This is a genomic window from Pseudomonas sp. B21-019, from assembly GCF_024749225.1.
Lineage (GTDB): Bacteria > Pseudomonadota > Gammaproteobacteria > Pseudomonadales > Pseudomonadaceae > Aquipseudomonas.
Genome location: NZ_CP087193.1, coordinates 2,927,433 through 2,944,347 on the forward strand (window position 1 = coordinate 2,927,433; position 16,915 = coordinate 2,944,347).

14 protein-coding genes, 2 tRNA genes and 4 pseudogenes are annotated in these 16,915 nt (G+C 55.6%); 11 read left to right on the forward strand and 9 right to left on the reverse strand.

Features of this window, described 5'->3' with window-relative positions; translation table 11 throughout:
* Positions 1–25: 25 nt before the first annotated feature.
* From LOY36_RS13125 to LOY36_RS29150, 3 genes and pseudogenes are all read left to right on the forward strand, one after another.
* On the forward strand, positions 26–466 hold the full coding sequence (locus LOY36_RS13125; protein ID WP_007935595.1) for a CBS domain-containing protein: 441 nt from the start codon (positions 26–28) through the stop codon (positions 464–466).
* Positions 467–596: 130 nt separating this feature from the next.
* Positions 597–1,352 (forward strand): annotated as a pseudogene (locus LOY36_RS29145) (MCP four helix bundle domain-containing protein); the annotation flags it as partial.
* 132 nt (positions 1,353–1,484) lie between these two features.
* Positions 1,485–2,210, forward strand: coding sequence for a methyl-accepting chemotaxis protein (locus LOY36_RS29150; RefSeq protein WP_371924247.1), 726 nt, complete (start codon positions 1,485–1,487; stop codon positions 2,208–2,210).
* A gap of 30 nt (positions 2,211–2,240) precedes the next feature.
* Here the strand turns inward: LOY36_RS29150 and LOY36_RS13135 are convergent, their stop codons facing one another.
* Both LOY36_RS13135 and LOY36_RS13140 read right to left on the reverse strand, forming a co-directional pair.
* On the reverse strand, positions 2,241–3,014 hold the full coding sequence (locus LOY36_RS13135) for an L-iditol 2-dehydrogenase (RefSeq protein ID WP_258673935.1): 774 nt from the start codon (positions 3,012–3,014) through the stop codon (positions 2,241–2,243).
* 262 nt (positions 3,015–3,276) lie between these two features.
* The gene (locus LOY36_RS13140) at positions 3,277–4,587 is read right to left on the reverse strand and encodes a sugar ABC transporter substrate-binding protein (protein ID WP_258673936.1); all 1,311 of its coding nucleotides are present in this window, start codon (positions 4,585–4,587) and stop codon (positions 3,277–3,279) included.
* Positions 4,588–4,888: 301 nt separating this feature from the next.
* Here LOY36_RS13140 and LOY36_RS13145 point away from each other — a divergent pair, with 301 nt between their 5' ends.
* Together LOY36_RS13145 and LOY36_RS13150 are read left to right on the forward strand one after the other, a co-directional pair.
* Positions 4,889–5,791 carry an AraC family transcriptional regulator gene (locus LOY36_RS13145; RefSeq protein ID WP_258673937.1) on the forward strand — a complete coding sequence of 301 codons (903 nt, stop codon included), beginning with the start codon at positions 4,889–4,891 and terminating at the stop codon, positions 5,789–5,791.
* Between the two features lie 241 nt (positions 5,792–6,032).
* Positions 6,033–6,106 (forward strand) — tRNA-Cys (locus tag LOY36_RS13150).
* A gap of 387 nt (positions 6,107–6,493) precedes the next feature.
* Here the strand turns inward: LOY36_RS13150 and LOY36_RS13155 are convergent.
* Positions 6,494–7,504: an acyltransferase gene (locus tag LOY36_RS13155; protein WP_258673938.1), complete on the reverse strand. Its 1,011-nt coding sequence runs from the start codon at positions 7,502–7,504 to the stop codon at positions 6,494–6,496.
* A gap of 3 nt (positions 7,505–7,507) precedes the next feature.
* Here LOY36_RS13155 and LOY36_RS13160 point away from each other — a divergent pair, with 3 nt between their 5' ends.
* A complete protein-coding gene (locus LOY36_RS13160; protein ID WP_258673939.1) occupies positions 7,508–7,807 on the forward strand; it encodes a hypothetical protein in 300 nt (99 codons plus the stop codon).
* 687 nt (positions 7,808–8,494) lie between these two features.
* Positions 8,495–8,581 (forward strand) — tRNA-Leu (locus LOY36_RS13165).
* A 289-nt stretch (positions 8,582–8,870) separates the two neighbouring features.
* On the opposite strand, the gene LOY36_RS13170 is transcribed toward LOY36_RS13165, so the two are convergent.
* The gene (locus LOY36_RS13170; RefSeq protein WP_258673940.1) at positions 8,871–9,056 is read right to left on the reverse strand and encodes a DUF4224 domain-containing protein; all 186 of its coding nucleotides are present in this window, start codon (positions 9,054–9,056) and stop codon (positions 8,871–8,873) included.
* 110 nt (positions 9,057–9,166) lie between these two features.
* Positions 9,167–9,406 (reverse strand): annotated as a pseudogene (locus tag LOY36_RS13175) (siphovirus Gp157 family protein); the annotation flags it as partial.
* Positions 9,407–9,560: 154 nt separating this feature from the next.
* On the opposite strand from LOY36_RS13175, the pseudogene LOY36_RS13180 reads away from it, so the two are divergent.
* Positions 9,561–9,912: pseudogene (locus LOY36_RS13180) on the forward strand (phage tail protein).
* A 12-nt stretch (positions 9,913–9,924) separates the two neighbouring features.
* On the opposite strand, the gene LOY36_RS13185 reads toward LOY36_RS13180, so the two are convergent.
* The gene (locus LOY36_RS13185; RefSeq protein ID WP_258673942.1) at positions 9,925–11,871 is read right to left on the reverse strand and encodes an acyltransferase family protein; all 1,947 of its coding nucleotides are present in this window, start codon (positions 11,869–11,871) and stop codon (positions 9,925–9,927) included.
* A gap of 98 nt (positions 11,872–11,969) precedes the next feature.
* On the opposite strand from LOY36_RS13185, the pseudogene LOY36_RS13190 reads away from it, so the two are divergent.
* Positions 11,970–12,143, forward strand: a pseudogene (locus tag LOY36_RS13190) (glycoside hydrolase family 19 protein); the annotation flags it as partial.
* A 117-nt stretch (positions 12,144–12,260) separates the two neighbouring features.
* Here the strand turns inward: LOY36_RS13190 and LOY36_RS13195 are convergent.
* On the reverse strand, positions 12,261–13,343 hold the full coding sequence (locus LOY36_RS13195; protein WP_258673945.1) for an FAD-binding oxidoreductase: 1,083 nt from the start codon (positions 13,341–13,343) through the stop codon (positions 12,261–12,263).
* A 262-nt stretch (positions 13,344–13,605) separates the two neighbouring features.
* Here LOY36_RS13195 and LOY36_RS13200 point away from each other — a divergent pair, with 262 nt between their 5' ends.
* Positions 13,606–14,442, forward strand: coding sequence for an AraC family transcriptional regulator (locus tag LOY36_RS13200; RefSeq protein ID WP_258673947.1), 837 nt, complete (start codon positions 13,606–13,608; stop codon positions 14,440–14,442).
* A 99-nt stretch (positions 14,443–14,541) separates the two neighbouring features.
* Entirely contained in the window at positions 14,542–15,117 is a 576-nt protein-coding gene (locus tag LOY36_RS13205) for an AraC family transcriptional regulator (protein ID WP_258673949.1), read from the forward strand.
* A 31-nt stretch (positions 15,118–15,148) separates the two neighbouring features.
* Here the strand turns inward: LOY36_RS13205 and LOY36_RS13210 are convergent, their stop codons facing one another.
* Both LOY36_RS13210 and LOY36_RS13215 read right to left on the reverse strand, forming a co-directional pair.
* A complete protein-coding gene (locus tag LOY36_RS13210) occupies positions 15,149–15,835 on the reverse strand; it encodes a phytanoyl-CoA dioxygenase family protein (protein ID WP_258673951.1) in 687 nt (228 codons plus the stop codon).
* Positions 15,836–15,943: 108 nt separating this feature from the next.
* The gene (locus tag LOY36_RS13215) at positions 15,944–16,828 is read right to left on the reverse strand and encodes a LysR substrate-binding domain-containing protein (RefSeq protein ID WP_096480274.1); all 885 of its coding nucleotides are present in this window, start codon (positions 16,826–16,828) and stop codon (positions 15,944–15,946) included.
* Between the last annotated feature and the right edge of the window lie 87 nt (positions 16,829–16,915).

Genomic DNA, 16,915 nt, shown 5'->3' on the forward strand with positions numbered 1-16,915 from the left:
CGCTGAACCGTATCGGAGAACGTTGATGAAAACAGCCGCACAGTTGCTGAAACTGAAGGTCGTGCAAAACCAGCAGGTGCACAGCATCGCACCGGATCAAATGGTCCTCGACGCCCTGAAAATGATGGCCGAGAAGAACGTCGGCGCGCTGCCCGTGATCGAAGAAGGGCAGGTGGTCGGCGTCATCAGCGAGCGCGACTATGCGCGCAAGGTGGTTTTACAGGGGCGTTCTTCGGTCGGCACGCCGGTGCGCGAGATCATGAGCGCGCCGGTGGTGACCGCCGACAGTTTGCAGAGTATCGAGCGCTGCATGGAGGTCATGACCGACAGTCATTTGCGTCATCTGCCGGTGCTGGAGGGCGGGGAACTGATCGGGCTGCTGTCGATCGGCGATCTGGTCAAGGAAGCCATCGTCGAGCAGGCCGATTTGATACGGCAACTCGAGCACTACATTCGCGGGCATTGAGCCCGCGCATACCGTAGGTCGCAAAAATCGGCTTGCGTGGAAATAAGTCTAAGTAACCGGTTGGAACAGTCGATAACCCCAACAGTAGGCAATTAGCCGACCACGTACCTGCCGACAGGGGAACCATCGAGTGTCCATAAAATTACGTTTGATCTTGTTGATCGGCACTGGCTTGCTCACCGCCCTGATCGTGAGTCTGGTCAGCTATGTCGGTAACACTCGGATGGCTGAAGCGGTGAGTGACAACGAGGTCAGCATGACCGCGCTGCGCAATCACCTCGAAGCCGACATGATGCACGATGCACTGCGCGCCGATGTGCTGTCGGCGATGCTGGTAGGGTTGGGCAAGAGCCCCAGCAGCAAGGCCGAGGTGCGCAGCTCACTCAATGAGCATGCCGCGCACTTTCGCGAGATGCTCGGTGACAACCTCAAGCTGCCGGTCAACGACACCCTCAAGGCCGCGCTGGACAAGATCAAGCCAAGCCTCGATACGTACATCAGTGCCGCCGAGCGCATTGTCGGGCTGGCGCTGGATAATCCGGATTCCGCACAACAGCAACTGGGCACGTTCAATAACGCGTTCAGCCAACTGGAAAGCCAGATGGCCACCCTCAGTGAGCTGATCGAAACCAACACTCAACAGACCAGCGCGGGCACTCGGCAAACCATCAGCAGTGCCAACTTCACCCTCGGTGTCGTACTCATTGCCAGCTTGTTGCTGCTGCTCGCCCTGGGACGTTCGGTCATCCTGAGCATCATGGGGCCGTTGCAGATCGCCAGCCGGATTGCCGACAGCATCGCCCATGGCAACCTGAGCGAGCCTATCGTCGAACCCACCCGCAAGGATGAAGCCAGCACCTTGATTCGCAGCCTGGCAACCATGCAGCGCGACCTGCGCGGCATGATCGAAGTGGTTCGTAGCAATGCCCATGGCGTAAGTGGCATGAGCCAGCGGTTGAGCAGCGGTTGCCATCAGGTCGCGGGCAGCAGCCAGCAGCAAAGCGTCGCCGCCAGCACCATGGCCGCGGCGGCCAGCGAAATGACTGCGAGCATCGAAGAAATCACCCGGCATGCCGAGCGTGCACTGAACATGGCCAACCAAGCCGAGGAGCTGGCCAAGGACGGCGGTCGGGTGATTCATCAAGTAGTCAGCGATATGGACGGGATTGCCCGTTCGGCGCAGCAGTCGGCCCAGGTGATCCGCACCCTGGACAAGGAGTCCGAGGGGATTTTCAGCATCATTCAGGTGATCAAGGGCATTGCCGATCAAACCAACCTGTTGGCGCTTAACGCCGCCATCGAGGCCGCCCGTGCCGGTGAGCAGGGCCGTGGTTTTGCTGTCGTCGCCGATGAAGTGCGTAGCCTGGCGGGCCGCACCAGCGCCTCCACCCAGGAAATCGCCACCATGGTCGCGCGTATCCAGCAAAGCACCCGCGAGGCGGTCAGCAGCATGGAGGCGGGCGTCGCACAGGTCGACAAGGGCATGGCGGTGACCGCCGACGTCGAGCGCGCCATCCGCGAAATCCTCCAGGCCACGCTCAACACCACGGAGCTGGTCAATGACATCAGCCGCACGATCGGCGAGCAGAGCCTGGCCAGCAACGAAATCGCGCACCAGGTGGAAATGATTGCCGGCATGTCCGAAGGCAACAGCAAGGTGATCAACCAGACCGCCTCGACCACCGATGAACTGTCCAGCCTGGCCGGACAGCTCTCGCAGTCGGTGGATCGGTTTCGCCTTTGAGGCATCGGCTGGCCCTGTCATCAGGGCCAGTCAGCTCATCCAGTTGCCGCCATCGACGTTATAGGTCTGAGCCACGATGTAATCGCTTTCGGCCGATGCGAGGAAAATCGCCATGCCGACAAGGTCATCCGCCGTGCCCATGCGCCCGTACGGGACTTCCTCACCTGCCAGCCGTTTCTTTTCCCCTAGCGGGCGGTTTTCATAGCGGGCAAACAGCGCATCGACGCCGTCCCAATGCTCACCGTCCACCACCCCCGGCGCGATGGCATTCACGTTGATGTGATGGGGAATGAGATTGAGACCGGCCGATTGCGTGAGGCTGATCACCGCCGCTTTGGTCGCGCAATACACCGCGACCAACGCTTCACCGCGCCGCCCGGCCTGGCTGGCCATATTGATGATCTTGCCGCCGTGGCCCTGGCGGATCATCTGCTTGGCCGCGGCCTGCAACGTGAACAGGGTGCCGGAAACGTTGATCGAGAACAGCCGTTCGTAGCTGTCGCGAGAAATCTCCGTGATCGGCGCGAGATCAAACAGCGCCGCGTTGTTGATCAGGATGTCGAGCTTGCCTGTGGTGGCGATTACCGTGGCGATGGCTGCGTCGATGGATTGCTGATCGGTCACGTCCATCTCGACCGCATAGGCATTGGGCCCCAACTCGGTTGCCGTGGCTTGGGCACGCTCCAGGTTGATGTCGGCGATCGCGACCCTGGCGCCTTCGCGGATATAGGCTTGCGCGAAGGTCCTGCCTATTCCTCTGGCGGAACCGGTAATCAGGGCGCTTTTTCCTTCTAGACGTTTCATTGTTCCCATCCAATCGTAAGAGCTAAAGAGTTGCCCAATCGAGGGCGTCAAAACCAGTCGTTAGTCTGCGAAAAATCCCTGTAGGAGCGGGCTATGTGGTGAGGGGGCTTGCCCCCGTTCGGCTGCGCAGCAGTCGTAAACCGGACACCGCGTTGCTGACTAAAGATCGCGGTGACTGGTTTTAGGGACGCTTTGCGACCCAACGGGGGCAAGCCCCCTCGCCACATAAGCTCGCACCCACAGTGATTGCGTCACGCCGTTGCTACTTGGGATAACCGGCGCGCTTCATCTCGCGTTCGGTGCTTTGCTGCGCGGAAGCCAGGGCCTGTTCCACCGGCATCTGCCCGGTGAGCGCCGCGGATACCAGCTTGCCGACCGACGTGCCAATTGCCTGGAATTCGGGAATGGTCACGTATTGAATGCCGACGTAGGGCACGGGCTGGGCTGACGGGTGTGCCGGGTCGGCGTTCTGCATCATTTTCAGCGTGACACCGGCGAAGGGTGCCGCCTGCAAATAGGCGTCGCTGTAGGTCGACATGCGGGTGCCCGGCGGTACGTTGCTGATGCCATCCGTCTTCGCAACCAGTTGGATGTATTCCCTGGAGGTGGCCCAGGTCACAAAGGCTTTGGCGGCTTCCTTGTGTCTGGATGTCGCCGGGATGGCCAGTGACCAGGCATAGAGCCAGGACGAACCCTTGTCGGTGACTTCTGTTGGCGCGGCGACGAAACCAACATCATTGGCCACCTTGCTTTGCGTTGTGTCGGTGATGAAGGAGCCGGCGACGCTGGCATCGACCCAGATTGCGCATTTGCCACTGTTGAACAGGGCGAGCGTCTCGTTGAAGCCATTGCTCGACACACCCGGTGGGCCGTACTGCTTGAGGGTGTTGACGTAGAAGTTGGCGGCGGCAGTCCATTGCGGCCCGGTGAGTTGCGGCTGCCACTGCTCATTGAACCAGCGCGCGCCAAAGGCGTTGGACATGGTCGTCAGCAGCGCCATGTTCTCACCCCAACCGGCCTTGCCGCGCAGGCACATTCCATACTGTTCTTTATCCGGCCGGTGCAGCTTGCCGGCGAACTCGCCGAGCTGCGTCCAGGTCGGGTGCTCGGGCATGCTCAGGCCGGCGTTCTTGAACAGGTCGGTTCGGTAATAGGTGACGGTGCTTTCGCCATAGAACGGCAGGGCATAGAGCGTGTCGTTGACCGATAGTCCCTGGCGAACCGCAGGGAAAATATCTTCGAGGTCATAGCTGGCGGGCAGCTCCTTTATCGGCTCCAGCCAATGCTTGGCGCCCCACAAGGGTGTTTCGTAAGTGCCGATGGTGAGCACGTCGAACTGGCCGCCCTGAGTGGCAATGTCGGTGGTCAGGCGCTGACGCAACACGTTCTCTTCGAGCACCACCCAGTTCAGCTTTACGTCGGGGTGCAGCTGTTCGAATGTTTTGGACAACCGCTGCATGCGGATCATGTCGCTGTTGTTCACGGTCGCGATGGTCACCGTTTCAGCAGCCTGGCAGAGCAGGGCAGAGCACAGGCCGGCGGACAGAAAAAGCGCGCTTGGAATGATCTTCATCGTGATCTCCGCTCTGCGCCTTGGGCGGCAGAAGCTTTATTGTTGTTGTAATCCACGAGGCGGGGCATAGCCGCACCGGGTTGACTACAGAATTGCAGCTACCCAGGCAGCGAACAAATGAATGGCATACGCGCCGCTGATACTTTTTTGACCGTGGAAAAAAAGTATCAGTGGGCGCCATGTAACGTGCTAGGCGCCGGGCGTCGTTAGTGCGAGTCTCATGTCAGCGTCCCGAGACTTCGACTCGTCCCAGGCTTCGCGGTACCTTGATAAAACCAACAAAAACGGAATCGCCAGGGTGATGAACCATCACGTAACCGCAGACAAGCCGCCAGCGCTTGAAGTCATCCTCAACGAGCCCCAGCACAGCTTTCGTTGGTACGAACACGACTATCCCTTCGACCTGGCGCGCTGGAACCATCATCCGGAGTTCGAGATCCACCTGATCCGCGAAGGCAGCGGTCGGCTTCTGGCTGGTGACTACATCGGCGTATTCGAAGCCGGGCATGTCGCCCTCATCGGCCCGGGCCTGCCTCACGACTGGATCAGCGATCTGGGTAAAGGTGAGGTGATTACCGGCCGTGACGTGGTGTTGCAGTTCGATGGCCAGATGCTGATGCAACTGCGTGACAAGGTCCCGGAACTCAGCGAGTTACAAAGCCTGTTTCGCCAGGCGGCGCAGGGCATCGAATTTCAAGGCAACACCCGCAAGAAGGCGGCCCGACTGTTGGAAGAAATCGGCCAGTGCCATGGCTTGCAGCGACTGTGCCTGTTCCTGTCGTTGCTGCAACTGCTGGCATCGGCCCCCAACAGCGAGAGACAGACGCTTGCCAGCCTGCAGTACGCGCCCATGCTCGACGCATTGACGGCTCAGCGCATGAGCATTGTCTTCGACTACATCCTGAACGACCTCGCTGACGAGCTGCGGATGTCGGTCATCGCCCAGCGCCTGGACATGAACGAGCCGGCCTTCTCCAAATTCTTCAAGCGCGCCACCGGCCATACCTTCGTCGACCTGACGCGCAAACTACGAGTCCAGCGCGCCTGCCGTTTGCTGGCGCAAAGCAGTTTCAGCGTTGCCGATATCTGCTTTGAAGTGGGGTACGCCAACTTGTCGAATTTCAATCGGCACTTTCGCCATGAAATGCACGAGACACCCAGCGAGTATCGACAGCGGTTGCAGCGCGCATCTTGCGGTGGGTAGCGCTTTCTGTGGCGCTAAAGTGTTAGTCTCGAAAGCAACCGGGTAGTGGCGTTAGCGCATCTGGAATTATTTTCTTCCAGTTCTTGACATGCCTTTCGAACCAGTCCAGAATTGCGTCCATTCCTGATTCAGGAACACGAAAACCCCTTAGATTTCAAAGGGTTGGGAGCTAGATTAGAATCTTGTTTCCAGATACGAGTTTACACGTTTGATGTTGTGCTACTGAACGTCAGATGTTTGAGGCCGAATAGCAAAATGGTTATGCAGTGGATTGCAAATCCACCTACGCCGGTTCGATTCCGACTTCGGCCTCCACTATTAAAAACCCCGTAGATCAATGATCTACGGGGTTTTTTTATGCCTTCAGGAAAGTGAAGTGTTCCGCATGAATGGATTGCGTTGTTGGCTTTACGATGGGCCCACACGCGGTGATAAACCTTTTTTATCCCTCGAACTGAGTGACCGAGCGGGGCACTTGCGTCAGTGATATCGTCAATTTCACTAGCCGTCTTCGGTCGGTTTCACGGAACTGAAATTTGCTAATCGTCGCTGAAAGCTCAAGGTCACCATCCGCGGCAGCCTTCGTGGCATCTGAAGATAGGTACAGAAGCTACTTCACCACTTTGCCAGCTATGGCAAGGGCAGGGGTTCCAATCCCCGCGTGATAGTTGAGTGTATTGGAGTAATCGTTATAGGGGGGGGTTAAGAGCTGGCAGTTTCTACTTGTTTGATTCTGTTGATGGTCTTTGCAGTGCGGTAGCGGGCTACTACAATTCTCCCGGCGCGAAGGCCGTACGTTTCTACTGTTTTATGTAGTACATAGCAAATGACTACAAGGATCATGACTATTTGTATTTTTTGCGGGATATAGGTGATTCCCAAGTTGCTCACGACTTCTGCCAAATAAGGCCATGCCCAGTTATGGAATAAATAGACTGAGTACGTCAGGTTTGAGGTGAGCCTGATAAGTGGGCCATCTTGTATTCTGTCTCGAATCAGCCATGCAGAGAAGAAAATAGCCAGTGCATACATCGAGTGATTATTGTTATTGAATGATGGCTGGATTTTGGTCGTCATAGTCCAGAATGCCAAGACGATGCATATCATTAATGCGATGCAGGCATTCTTATTGGCTTTGCCGGTTTCCAGCAGATAAATACACGATCCTAAAAAGAGGAACGGAGCATAAAGCGTGGTGTATCCGAGGGTGAGCCCTGGTGAGTTAGGGAATGGCGAAGAGAAATACAAGGTTGCAGCAATAGCGCCAAATACCATTGGAAGGTACTGCTGCTTGCGCATCAGGCCGGACGCCTTGAATAGCGCCATCAACACATAAAAAGCAACCTCAATCCGCAACGTCCACTCAACACCAGATAGTGAGGTTGGAATTGCAAACAGGTCACCTAAAAGAAGGAGGTGTGGAATCCATTGCCAGGCTGGAGGGAGCGGGATTCCATTAACGAATTTATTTACCAGCGCCTCGCAGATGACGGCGAAAATAAATAATGGATAAATTCTGAAAAAACGTTTTATGAGAAACTCTGTTGTGTTCTCGGACTGGAGTACATGCGTTATGACGTAGCCAGATGTAATGAAAAAAACGATTACCCCTGCAGCACCAGACCAAACTAATGGAGAGATTGCCGATAAAACATACCGTAAAGAGATATGTAGTGATTCATCGATAGATGCATAGTAGACGTCTGGGAACATTCGGTGGCCGACGAGCACGCCAATAAAGGCAAATATTCGCATGCAATCCAAAAATACAATTCTATCCATGATTTGTTTAGGCATATAAAACCGAGAATGTTATTTGTTTTTTTGAGCGCTAAATTGGTGGGTCGCGCCGATCGATGCGGATTCTACACCAAATCACTGGACGCATCTTGGCAAAATGCCATTATTGTTGCTGTGCAACAATTATTGAAGATCCTCTCCGACGCCGGCACCAGCGTCGGCGTTTTTGCACCTGCCCTTAACGTGGCGATGAGGCGGTTCCAGATCGACCGCTAACGAGCATTTCCGCAAGCAATCGATGAGGACACATATCGCGCCGAAATGCTCACTGAGGGTTGGACCGAGTACCCAACCTGAGCAGTTTAAATATGGCGCTGGCGCGAGCCGTGATCATGGCCTTTTCCTGCACCCTGGGAGATGACCAATAGGGTTTTTTGCTGATCTCGAACTCATCGTAAAGACTGGGGTACAGCGTTTCTGCCGGTCGCTCGGCTCCAAACTTGATCATCCAGGTTGCCCTTCCGTTGGCGTTTAGTACGGCAAGGCTAGTCGATTAAAGCGTCTTTGCTTGTCGTTTTTGGTATCAATTGGTAACTCGGCATCAGGTCTATTTTCGGACGAGGTTGGCGTGATGAGTCACAAAATCAGGCGCCGGGCAGCTCCGCAGCCATGGAGCAGTCCCGTGTGCCGCGCGGCTTACAGAACCTTGAAAATCAGTAGCTTGCAGAACGATAATGATGCTAACCTATTGAAATAGCTTGTTTTGTTGATCGATTGAAGATCCACCTACATCGGTTCGATTCCGACTTCGACCTCCACTTTAAACGAGCTCCGTAGGTCCATGATCTACGGAGCTTTTTTATTTTCGCAGTCCTGCAAGATTTAGTCTTGAAAAGGGGGTTGTGAACTTGCTTCACCGGGGCGGGATGTATATATTTCCCCCTCTGTTGCACAAGCGCTACCGCCCGAATGGCGAAACTGGTAGACGCATGGGACTTAAAATCCCCCGCTCGTAAGGGCGTGCCGGTTCGATTCCGGCTTCGGGCACCATCTAAAATCAAGGGTTTGCGGGCGAAAGCTAATGCAAACCCTTGTTTGTTTCTGGTCCGCAATTCACTAAAAGTGATGGCCTTGACGACCAATTCAGTTGTGGTGCGATCACGCTCGAGCTTAGCGTACTCCATGATCACCGTAATCGCTGCCAGAGGGATTTCTTTTCGGTCCTTTCGTCAGTGTCGTAATAATAGAAGACCCGCCCGCTGGCTTTCTTACGCTCTCGCAGCCGGGCTTGAGCCGGATTTACTTGGTCGTCGTCCCATGTCAGCTGGCCTTACGTGTTTCATACGGTTTTTTCCGCTTCAAGCGTACCGACTGCGGTCACTGCCATCGCGGTAACACTTGGCCAGCCGTTCACTTTGGTCGTGTGTTGGACGTCATTCTTCTTCAAGTTGAGGATCTGACCTGCCTTCGTCCGCGCGCCGGTAAGCTCGCAAACCTCCTCGTGGGATAGAAACTGGATGTTCATGAGCTGCTCCGTACCGCGCGTGGCGGCAGAAGGCGGTTGTCATGCTGGCCAGCCAAGAGGAAGACTGTTCTCGCGCACCAGGTGGGGCGGCAGGTCCTCCTGCATGCCTGGCTTATGCTGTTCTTCTTCACGCGTTTCAGCTCGTTGAGCCGCTCGACCTCTTTGTTGATGGCATCGATATCGCTTTCGATATTGCGGCGCAGCATGACGATGTTGTCGGCCTTCATCTCGAACTCACCCAGGATTGCATCTACGGTGTCTTGCAAGGCCTCTTTCAGGCCCTCGTCGTCGGTGTCGGCCATGGCTTGAAGTTCGGCCATCCGGTCGGTGAGCTTGCCCTCTTTGCCCATATACCAACGCTCAATCTTCACCGTGTGCAGCTTGGCGTTAATGAGCAGCGCGCCGGGCCATTCTTTTGTGGGGGCCTGGAGCGGTACACCCTCGTCGAAGCGCTCCTCAATCAGGCATTGACAGATCCCGATCCGGCCTAACAAGGAGCTGGCCATGAGTAATATCGACTGGTCCCAACTGATTGCCGTCGAGATGAAGGCTGCTGCCGCCGCGCTGCACCTGGTGGAAGCCAAGGCCGAATTGGCTGCAAAGAACGCTGTCGCGGTAACGCAGATCACGCGAATTCAAGATCGCATCGACACGCCTGGTTACGGCATCGACGCCGGCGAGGTGACCGAAGAGGACGAGGCTACTGGTGAACCTTAAAGCCTGGAAGGCCTATAAGTTCGCCGTGGGCAAGGTAACCACGAAGCCAGGCTGGAATGCCTCGCCGGTTTGGCCGATTGTTCCAGCCGTACCGGTGATTGTTGCGGGCCCTGAGTCTCGATCAGCCGAATCCTTGTAGTGGCTTGCGCCGTTAATTCAGGATGGCTGGCGTCAGCTTCTCGGCAAACATCGCGGAGCCTTCTTCGGTAAGGTGGGCTATGTCGAAGGCTGCCGGAGTGCCGTCAGGTGTTGTCAGCGGGCACTTGTACCCCGGGCACATGATGTCCATGACCGATATAAATTTGACGTCCTGTCGATTTGAGAAGCGTGGACGCATCACGTTATTGGAGTTGTCGAGAAAGGCGTGCTCGAGTTCTTCGCTCGAAAGAAAGTCCTCACGGCCTGCCTTGATTCTTTCTGCAACCATTGCTGGCACGTTGAGCTTGTAAAGCGGAGCCTCGCCAAGGATTACCAGCTTTATGCCGGTGTCTGACAGCCTGCGAATGGTTAGCTCCAATAGATCCATGGTCACGTCATTGGCTACCCAGTTTGCAGCCATAATGATTATTTCCGGTTTCTCCTTGAGGATAACCGGCAAAGCCATTTCATTAAAAGCACCGCATCTTGGGTTTGATAGAACCGTGACGCCCATGATTGGCGGGCATGATTGGGCCGTAAGAAAGCCAAGAGAATAACCTTGCTGTTTTAAAGTTTTTGATAGTCCAGAAATATACTGTGCTGCGTGACTATCGCCCCATAGCATTACCTTTTTAGTGTTGCCGCTAGGTAGGCAAGAGCTTATATCAACAATTCCTGGAGCTTGATCTGCGGTTTGAAAGCAAGTGCCGGACTTATATAGGATCTTTGTGTTGTAATTGAGATATGAGAGTGCCTTTTTGACGCGGTGGTCAGCCCCTCCAGCAAACCCTCCCTTGTAAACGGTCAGCCCTGAGATAAACACTACAGAAGCAAGCGCCACAAAAGATACGCCAAGGACTTTTTTCGGGCGCTGTATCGAGCTACGACCTCTAAACGGCCGCTCGATGTATCGGAAATTTAGGTAAGCAAGGAGCACCGAGACAGCAAATGCTGCCGCCGCGAATGTGTACTGATCAGCATACGGGAATGCCCTTTTGCCGAAAACGATAACAGGCCAATGGACCAAATAAAGCGAATAGGAAATTCTGCCTATGGACGCAAGAACTTCATTCCCCAGGACCCTTTGGGACAGGGTGTTTTTCTGCTCGCCGGCATAGATTATCAGCGCTGCCCCGATGCATGGGAGGAGCGCGGCAAGGCCTGGGAATAGGGTTGCCTTGTCATAGCCAAAAACTGCAACGCAAATGCAGATCAAGCCGAAAGCACAAGCCAAAACTGAGATGGTCTTGCTCGGCGTACTACGGCGTCCTGGCAGTGCAAGTGCGCTACCAATCAGCATCTCAAAAGCCCTGAATGGCAGAAGGTAGAACGCTGCGGACGGGTCTGTCGTCAGAAGCCATGCTGACGACGCCATGGATGCAAGCAGGAGCGAGAAAATAACGACTCGAAGGTTTCGCGACGATGCGGCCATGGCGATGGCGAGCAAAGGAAACAGGATATAAAACTGCTCTTCCACGCCGAGCGACCAAAGATGCAGCAGTGGGATCTCTGTGGCCGAAGGGCCGAAATAATTCAATGTCGCATAGAAATATATATTTGCCGAAAACAATGCGGTTGAAATTACAGACTTCGCATAGCTCACAAGCTCACTCGGGTAAAGAAGATATCCTGCGCAAATTGAGCAAGCCACAAGTACCGATAACAGTCCCGGCAAAATTCGACGAGCGCGCCGTACATAGAAATTAGTTATCGAAAAAGACCCTGCGAATGTTTCCGTGTAGATGATCTTGCTGATTAAGAAGCCAGATATCACAAAAAACACATCCACGCCGACGAAACCGCCGGGGAATAAGCCAAGCCCAAGATGAAAAATCACAACGCTCAAAACTGCAATGGCGCGCAGACCGTCAATGTCTGATCGGTACTTTAAGTGATGAGGCGTTTGTTTTAGCGAGCTTAGTTTTGAGCTGGCAATAGATGTCATCGTTGGAAATTCCATGTGTTCAGGTCTGTCTCCTGGGCGCGCACATCCTACCCGATCGAAGAATTACCGGCGACACCTTGCCGCACTACGTTTATTTATTTCGGAGAAAGCGTATGCCCATCACCGCGCAGCAACTGCTGCAGATCCTCCCGAACGCCGGCAAATAAGCCGGCGTTTTTGCGTCTGTGTTGAATTTGGCGATGGACCGATACCAGATCAATACCCGGCTGCGGATGGCGGCCTTAATTGCCCAGGTGGGGCATGAGAGCGGCCAGTTCCGCTGTGTGTGAACTTGGCGGCGACCAGTAACTGAGCAAGTACCGGTCATCCCAGAACAGCCGGGCACCATGAATATCAAGGGCTTGCATGAGGTTTCTCATGCAGGCCCTTAGTTTTTTCCGCAATCAAAAAATCTTTTCCGCAAAGAATCGCTCGGGACGACATGGGCCAAGGGCAGCAAAGGCCTTGTCGTCGATGATCTCCTCGCTGGCAAGGCGGCCCACTATCGCAGCCAGGGCAACTCCGGGATGCATGGTGCAGACGTACACCCCGCCGAGAGTGGGTAGATACCCGATGATGGGGATGCCGTCGACAGCCATCGGCCTCAGTCCGACGCGAGCCAATTCCGGCTCAATGGAAACTACGCCATGAAGTTCGTTCTGGATGGCTTTGGCGGTTCTTAGCGCTATTGCTGCTGGCTGGTTTTCCAAAGCGTCTCCCAAATAATCTTCCGCTGCCAGCAACGTACCCTCCGTGCTTTGCCTCACCTCCATTTCAGGGCTGGAGATGATGGTGTTCACGAGATGAGGTTGTGTCTTGTAGCGGATGAATATGGCAGGAGAGGCTTCTATTGGAAGGGGCGCGTTTAGCATCTGTGTCAGTTTGGTGATGCCAGCCCCTGCGGCCAGTACGACAATGTCGGCTTCGATGATGCCCGTTGCGGTTTCGACTCCCGTCACCTTCGCATTCCGAGTGGTAAAGCCGAGCACCCGAGTCTGCGTGAGAACCTTTGCCCCATGAGCCTGGGCAGCCGCGATCAAGGCATGGGTGGCCTCTACAGCATCCAGCGCACCTTCTTGTGCTGCATACAAGGCATGCTGAGGGGGATTCTTGAGGTTGGGTTCAAGGGTGGAAATCCGCGAGCGCGATACCGGTATTGCCGAAGGCTGGCAGCCTGAGGCTGGCTGCACGCCATCTGAGTTCGCGCCATAAGACAGGGAACCTGTCCAGCGTATCTTCAGGCCAGGCAGCTCCGTTTCGAGTCGGCGATACTCTTCGATTGCTGCATCACGCAACTGTGCAATGGGATCGGGCCCGTTGTGTGAAGTGTTGATCCATGCGAATGAGCTTCCAGTCACGCCGCACGCTATGCCTCCAGCCTCGACCAGAATGACATTCGCGCCCTTGCTGGTCAGGTGATACGCGAGGGACGCACCCACGATGCCCGCGCCAATGACAACAACTCTTTTGTCCGTGCCATCTCTCATATCAGCCTCCGTTCTGTTGACCCAAGGACGATACGCCATGCTCACCCAGTGACCGCGAGGTAAAGCCAGCGCAATACCAATTGGATATGGCCAAGACAGCAGTGAATATCAAGGGGGAGGAGCGCTTTGGTCTGGTCGTGCCGTGTTGGGAAGGTATATATGATAATGATGCACCCATTGTTACCGATATTCGCCATCCGCCGCTCAGAACTGCCCCGACGAGGCTATTGCAGCGGTCCACTGTTATTAAGGGGGCTGCTTTATGGCCTATATGTCGTCCAAGCTCAGTGGTCAGTCGCCCGAAATGTTTCACTTGGAGACTAGCGACACCAGTGGCTACGCCGTGGATTGGCACGCCCACGACTGTCATATGCTGCTCTTACCACGCCAGGGTGGGCTGTTCCTGTCGACCGAAAGCAGCCAGACTTCTCACGTTTCGCCCCGGTTGTTTTCCTTTGTGCCGGCAGACTTTGCACACGCAACCCAAGCGGCTCCGGGGCGGGAGAAACATATGACCTTGTATGTCGATCCCTCTTACATCAAACATCAAGGACAGATGAACGGTTACCGCGGTTTCGCCAAACAGGTAAATCGATCGGGGATCTGGCAAGGAACCGAGGCGCTGGAAAGTATCTTGCGCCTGTACGACCAACTGCAAGGCAGTGCATCTGCGCAGGCCTTTAAGCGCCAATTACCCCATCTCAATCATCTGCTCTTCGAGGAGTGCGCGCGGGTTATCGCTTGTCAGCAGACACTGCCGCAGCCGAGTGAACATCAACAGCAGGCGACGCTGGTTCGCGACATACAGCGCTACATTCAGGAGAATCTGGAAACAGATTTGGATATTGAGTCGATTGGGCATGAGTTCCACCTGTCACGGCGTCACCTTACTCGTATCTTCAAAGACATTACGGGCGAAACCCTGCTGGATTTCACCAACCGCACCCGAGTGGAAACGGCCGCCCGGCTTGTTTCATGCACTTCACTATCGATCCTCGAAGTCAGCCTCGCGGTAGGCCTGGACTCCCCCTCATACCTTGCTCGACTGTTCAAGCGCCACCTGGGTCTAACCCCAAGCGGGCTACGCAAACCCCGCTAACGATCTGGCCCAAACGGGCGCATGGACGGCCCGATCAAGCGCTTTCGCTAAAATGATGCTGGCCACAATAGACCTCGTCTCCAACATTGAGAGGTCACAATGAACGACGTGGACGTTGTAGAAGTCTTCAAGTCCAGCCAGGGAGGCGACAAACGGGTATCCATCGCAATCGGTGCCGCCGGGCTTGGCGCTGAGCCGATCATGACGATGGCATGCGCCAATCTGCGACTCATAGCGACCAATAACGGGCCGGGCAGACTGAGTTATTGGCAGGAGCGAAAAGCAAAAGAAGTCATGATGGAAAACCTTGATTGCGGCATTCAGGTTTCGGCCGTAGCCAAGGAGTGTTCCTTGTCACGAAGTCACTTCTCCCGAGCTTTCAAGAATGCTACGGGCCACTCCCCACGTGATTGGCTTCAGCTTGCAAGATTAACCCGAGCGAAAGAATTCCTTGAGCAAACTGATTTTTCTATTTCTCAAGTGGGGTTGGAGTGCGGGTTTGCTGATCAAGCCCATTTCACCCGAATGTTCTCCAGTAAATTCAATATGCCCCAGGAAAGTGGCGGACACAAAAAAAGTCCCAGCTGTAGGGGTGGATCCCCCCTGGAGAATCCATCAAGGCCACCACACCCGTCCGATTGTCAGTTGGACGGGTGTGGTGGGGGCTGCCATTGATGGCAGGCACTCCTTGTTGGTTTTCGGTCCGCTATTCTTGATGGCTTGAGCAGGCAAAATCCGAAGGGTCGAACCGATCGGTCGTGTCCATCCGGATACTGCGCAGGCTCACCGTTTCCAGGTGTGACGCGTATAAAGGCTCCGAAAAATAGCTGATCAGGATGGAGCGACGGCGTGCGCCGATCGAGTTCAGACTGCCCGCATGCACTAAATCGGCATCAAACACCAGGATGTCTCCAGCAGAGCCTGAAAGCTGCACAGACCGGGACTCGTCATTGAAGTCGAACGGCGGCGCTTCCTGGTCAGGGCGATGGCTGCCGGGGACGATACGTGTTGCGCCGTTCTCAGGGCCATAATCGTCGAAGTAAGCAATGGCGTTCACAATGTCGCCTGGCCGTTGGGCCGACAAGTCGCGGTGCAGCAGCTGATGACCGCCACCAGCAAGGGGCTCGCGACCCTCCACCTGCGAGAGGAAAAACCGTTCTCCGATCAGCTCACCAACCACCGTCAGCAGCTCCGGCAAACGACACACCGCCTGAATCTTCGAATCAGAATCCAACAGCGAATGACGCCAATCCATGCCGCGCGGCACTGGCCATTGGTCCGCCGGCTTCACGCCCGCATCGAACACGGCACGAAGGTCACCCAGCCACTCGGTCGGGATCGCTCGACGGAGCAGCGCAAAGCCATCTCGATGGAGTTGTTCGCGGTCAGTCATGGATTCCTCAATTCCCTTGCCACCAACGCATCAAAAATCCTGCAGTTGCGCGCGCAACTGATGGACATCATAGAAGAACAAAGTGGACAGCCTGTTCTTTGCGCTCGTTCAGATCTGTTCCAGCAACCAGGTACGGAACGCGATAAGCGATGGCAGCATTTCGTTGCGCGGCGGGTAGGTCAGGTAGTAGCTGCGCTGGCTGGCGAACGGCTGGTCGAGGCTGATCAGCTCTGCGTTGGCCAACTCGTCGGCCACTAGAATACGTGGCACCAAACCGATGCCGATGCCGGCCCTGACGGCCTGGATCAAGTGCGAGGTGAGTTCGAAACTCGGCCCCAGCCGCATCATTCGATGGGGCAGGCCGTGGTGGCTGAACCACTCGCCCCAGACGTTGGCGTTGTTTGCGACGTTGAGCAGTGTCTGTGCGCCAATGCGCTCCGGCGTCCAGGCGTCATGGAGCTCGGCCACTTCTGGAGAAATGATCACCATCAGTTCTTCGGTGTGCAGGCGATGGCTGATCAGGCCCGGCAAATCGGCATTGCCGACGACGATCGCGGCATCGATACCGCTGGTTTCGAAGTCGATGGCGTCGATCCGGGAATTGATGTGCACCAGCATGCCGGGATGGGTTTTGTAGAAGTCATGAAGGCGCGGCAATAACCACTTCGAGCCGAAGGTCGGCAAGGTGGCCAGGCGCAAGGTGCCGCTGCCGGATTGGTAAGCCATGGCTTGCAGCGTGGCGCTGCGGATGCGTCCGAGCGCTTCGCTCATTTCCCGTTGGTAGAGACGACCGACATCGGTCAACTGCACTTGCCGGCCTTCACGGCGAAACAGCGTCAGGCCCAGTTGCTGTTCCAGCGCCTGGACTTGCCGGCTCACGGCGCTTTGGGTCAGAGACAGTTCCATCGCGGCGCGGGTGTAGCTTTCATGGCGGGCGGCGGCCTCAAAGGCCAGCAGCAACGACATCGAGGGCGTGAGGTGACGGTAATTCATTCGTAAAAGTCATCGATAGCGGCAGGATTATCCGTTTGTCCGGCGCCAGAGCCTACAGGATCATTGGCGTAGCCGACGACCTGAGGC

What these genes read in the sequence shown, in the direction of transcription:
- LOY36_RS13125 (WP_007935595.1), top strand. Translation starts at nt 26, where the DNA reads ATGAAAACAGCCGCACAGTTGCTGAAACTGAAGGTCGTGCAAAACCAG.
- LOY36_RS29150 (WP_371924247.1), top strand. Translation starts at nt 1,485, where the DNA reads ATGGCCGCGGCGGCCAGCGAAATGACTGCGAGCATCGAAGAAATCACC.
- LOY36_RS13135 (WP_258673935.1), bottom strand. Translation starts at nt 3,014, where the DNA reads ATGAAACGTCTAGAAGGAAAAAGCGCCCTGATTACCGGTTCCGCCAGA.
- LOY36_RS13140 (WP_258673936.1), bottom strand. Translation starts at nt 4,587, where the DNA reads ATGAAGATCATTCCAAGCGCGCTTTTTCTGTCCGCCGGCCTGTGCTCT.
- LOY36_RS13145 (WP_258673937.1), top strand. Translation starts at nt 4,889, where the DNA reads ATGAACCATCACGTAACCGCAGACAAGCCGCCAGCGCTTGAAGTCATC.
- LOY36_RS13155 (WP_258673938.1), bottom strand. Translation starts at nt 7,504, where the DNA reads ATGTTCCCAGACGTCTACTATGCATCTATCGATGAATCACTACATATC.
- LOY36_RS13170 (WP_258673940.1), bottom strand. Translation starts at nt 9,056, where the DNA reads ATGAACATCCAGTTTCTATCCCACGAGGAGGTTTGCGAGCTTACCGGC.
- LOY36_RS13185 (WP_258673942.1), bottom strand. Translation starts at nt 11,871, where the DNA reads ATGGAATTTCCAACGATGACATCTATTGCCAGCTCAAAACTAAGCTCG.
- LOY36_RS13195 (WP_258673945.1), bottom strand. Translation starts at nt 13,343, where the DNA reads ATGAGAGATGGCACGGACAAAAGAGTTGTTGTCATTGGCGCGGGCATC.
- LOY36_RS13200 (WP_258673947.1), top strand. Translation starts at nt 13,606, where the DNA reads ATGGCCTATATGTCGTCCAAGCTCAGTGGTCAGTCGCCCGAAATGTTT.
- LOY36_RS13205 (WP_258673949.1), top strand. Translation starts at nt 14,542, where the DNA reads ATGAACGACGTGGACGTTGTAGAAGTCTTCAAGTCCAGCCAGGGAGGC.
- LOY36_RS13210 (WP_258673951.1), bottom strand. Translation starts at nt 15,835, where the DNA reads ATGACTGACCGCGAACAACTCCATCGAGATGGCTTTGCGCTGCTCCGT.
- LOY36_RS13215 (WP_096480274.1), bottom strand. Translation starts at nt 16,828, where the DNA reads ATGAATTACCGTCACCTCACGCCCTCGATGTCGTTGCTGCTGGCCTTT.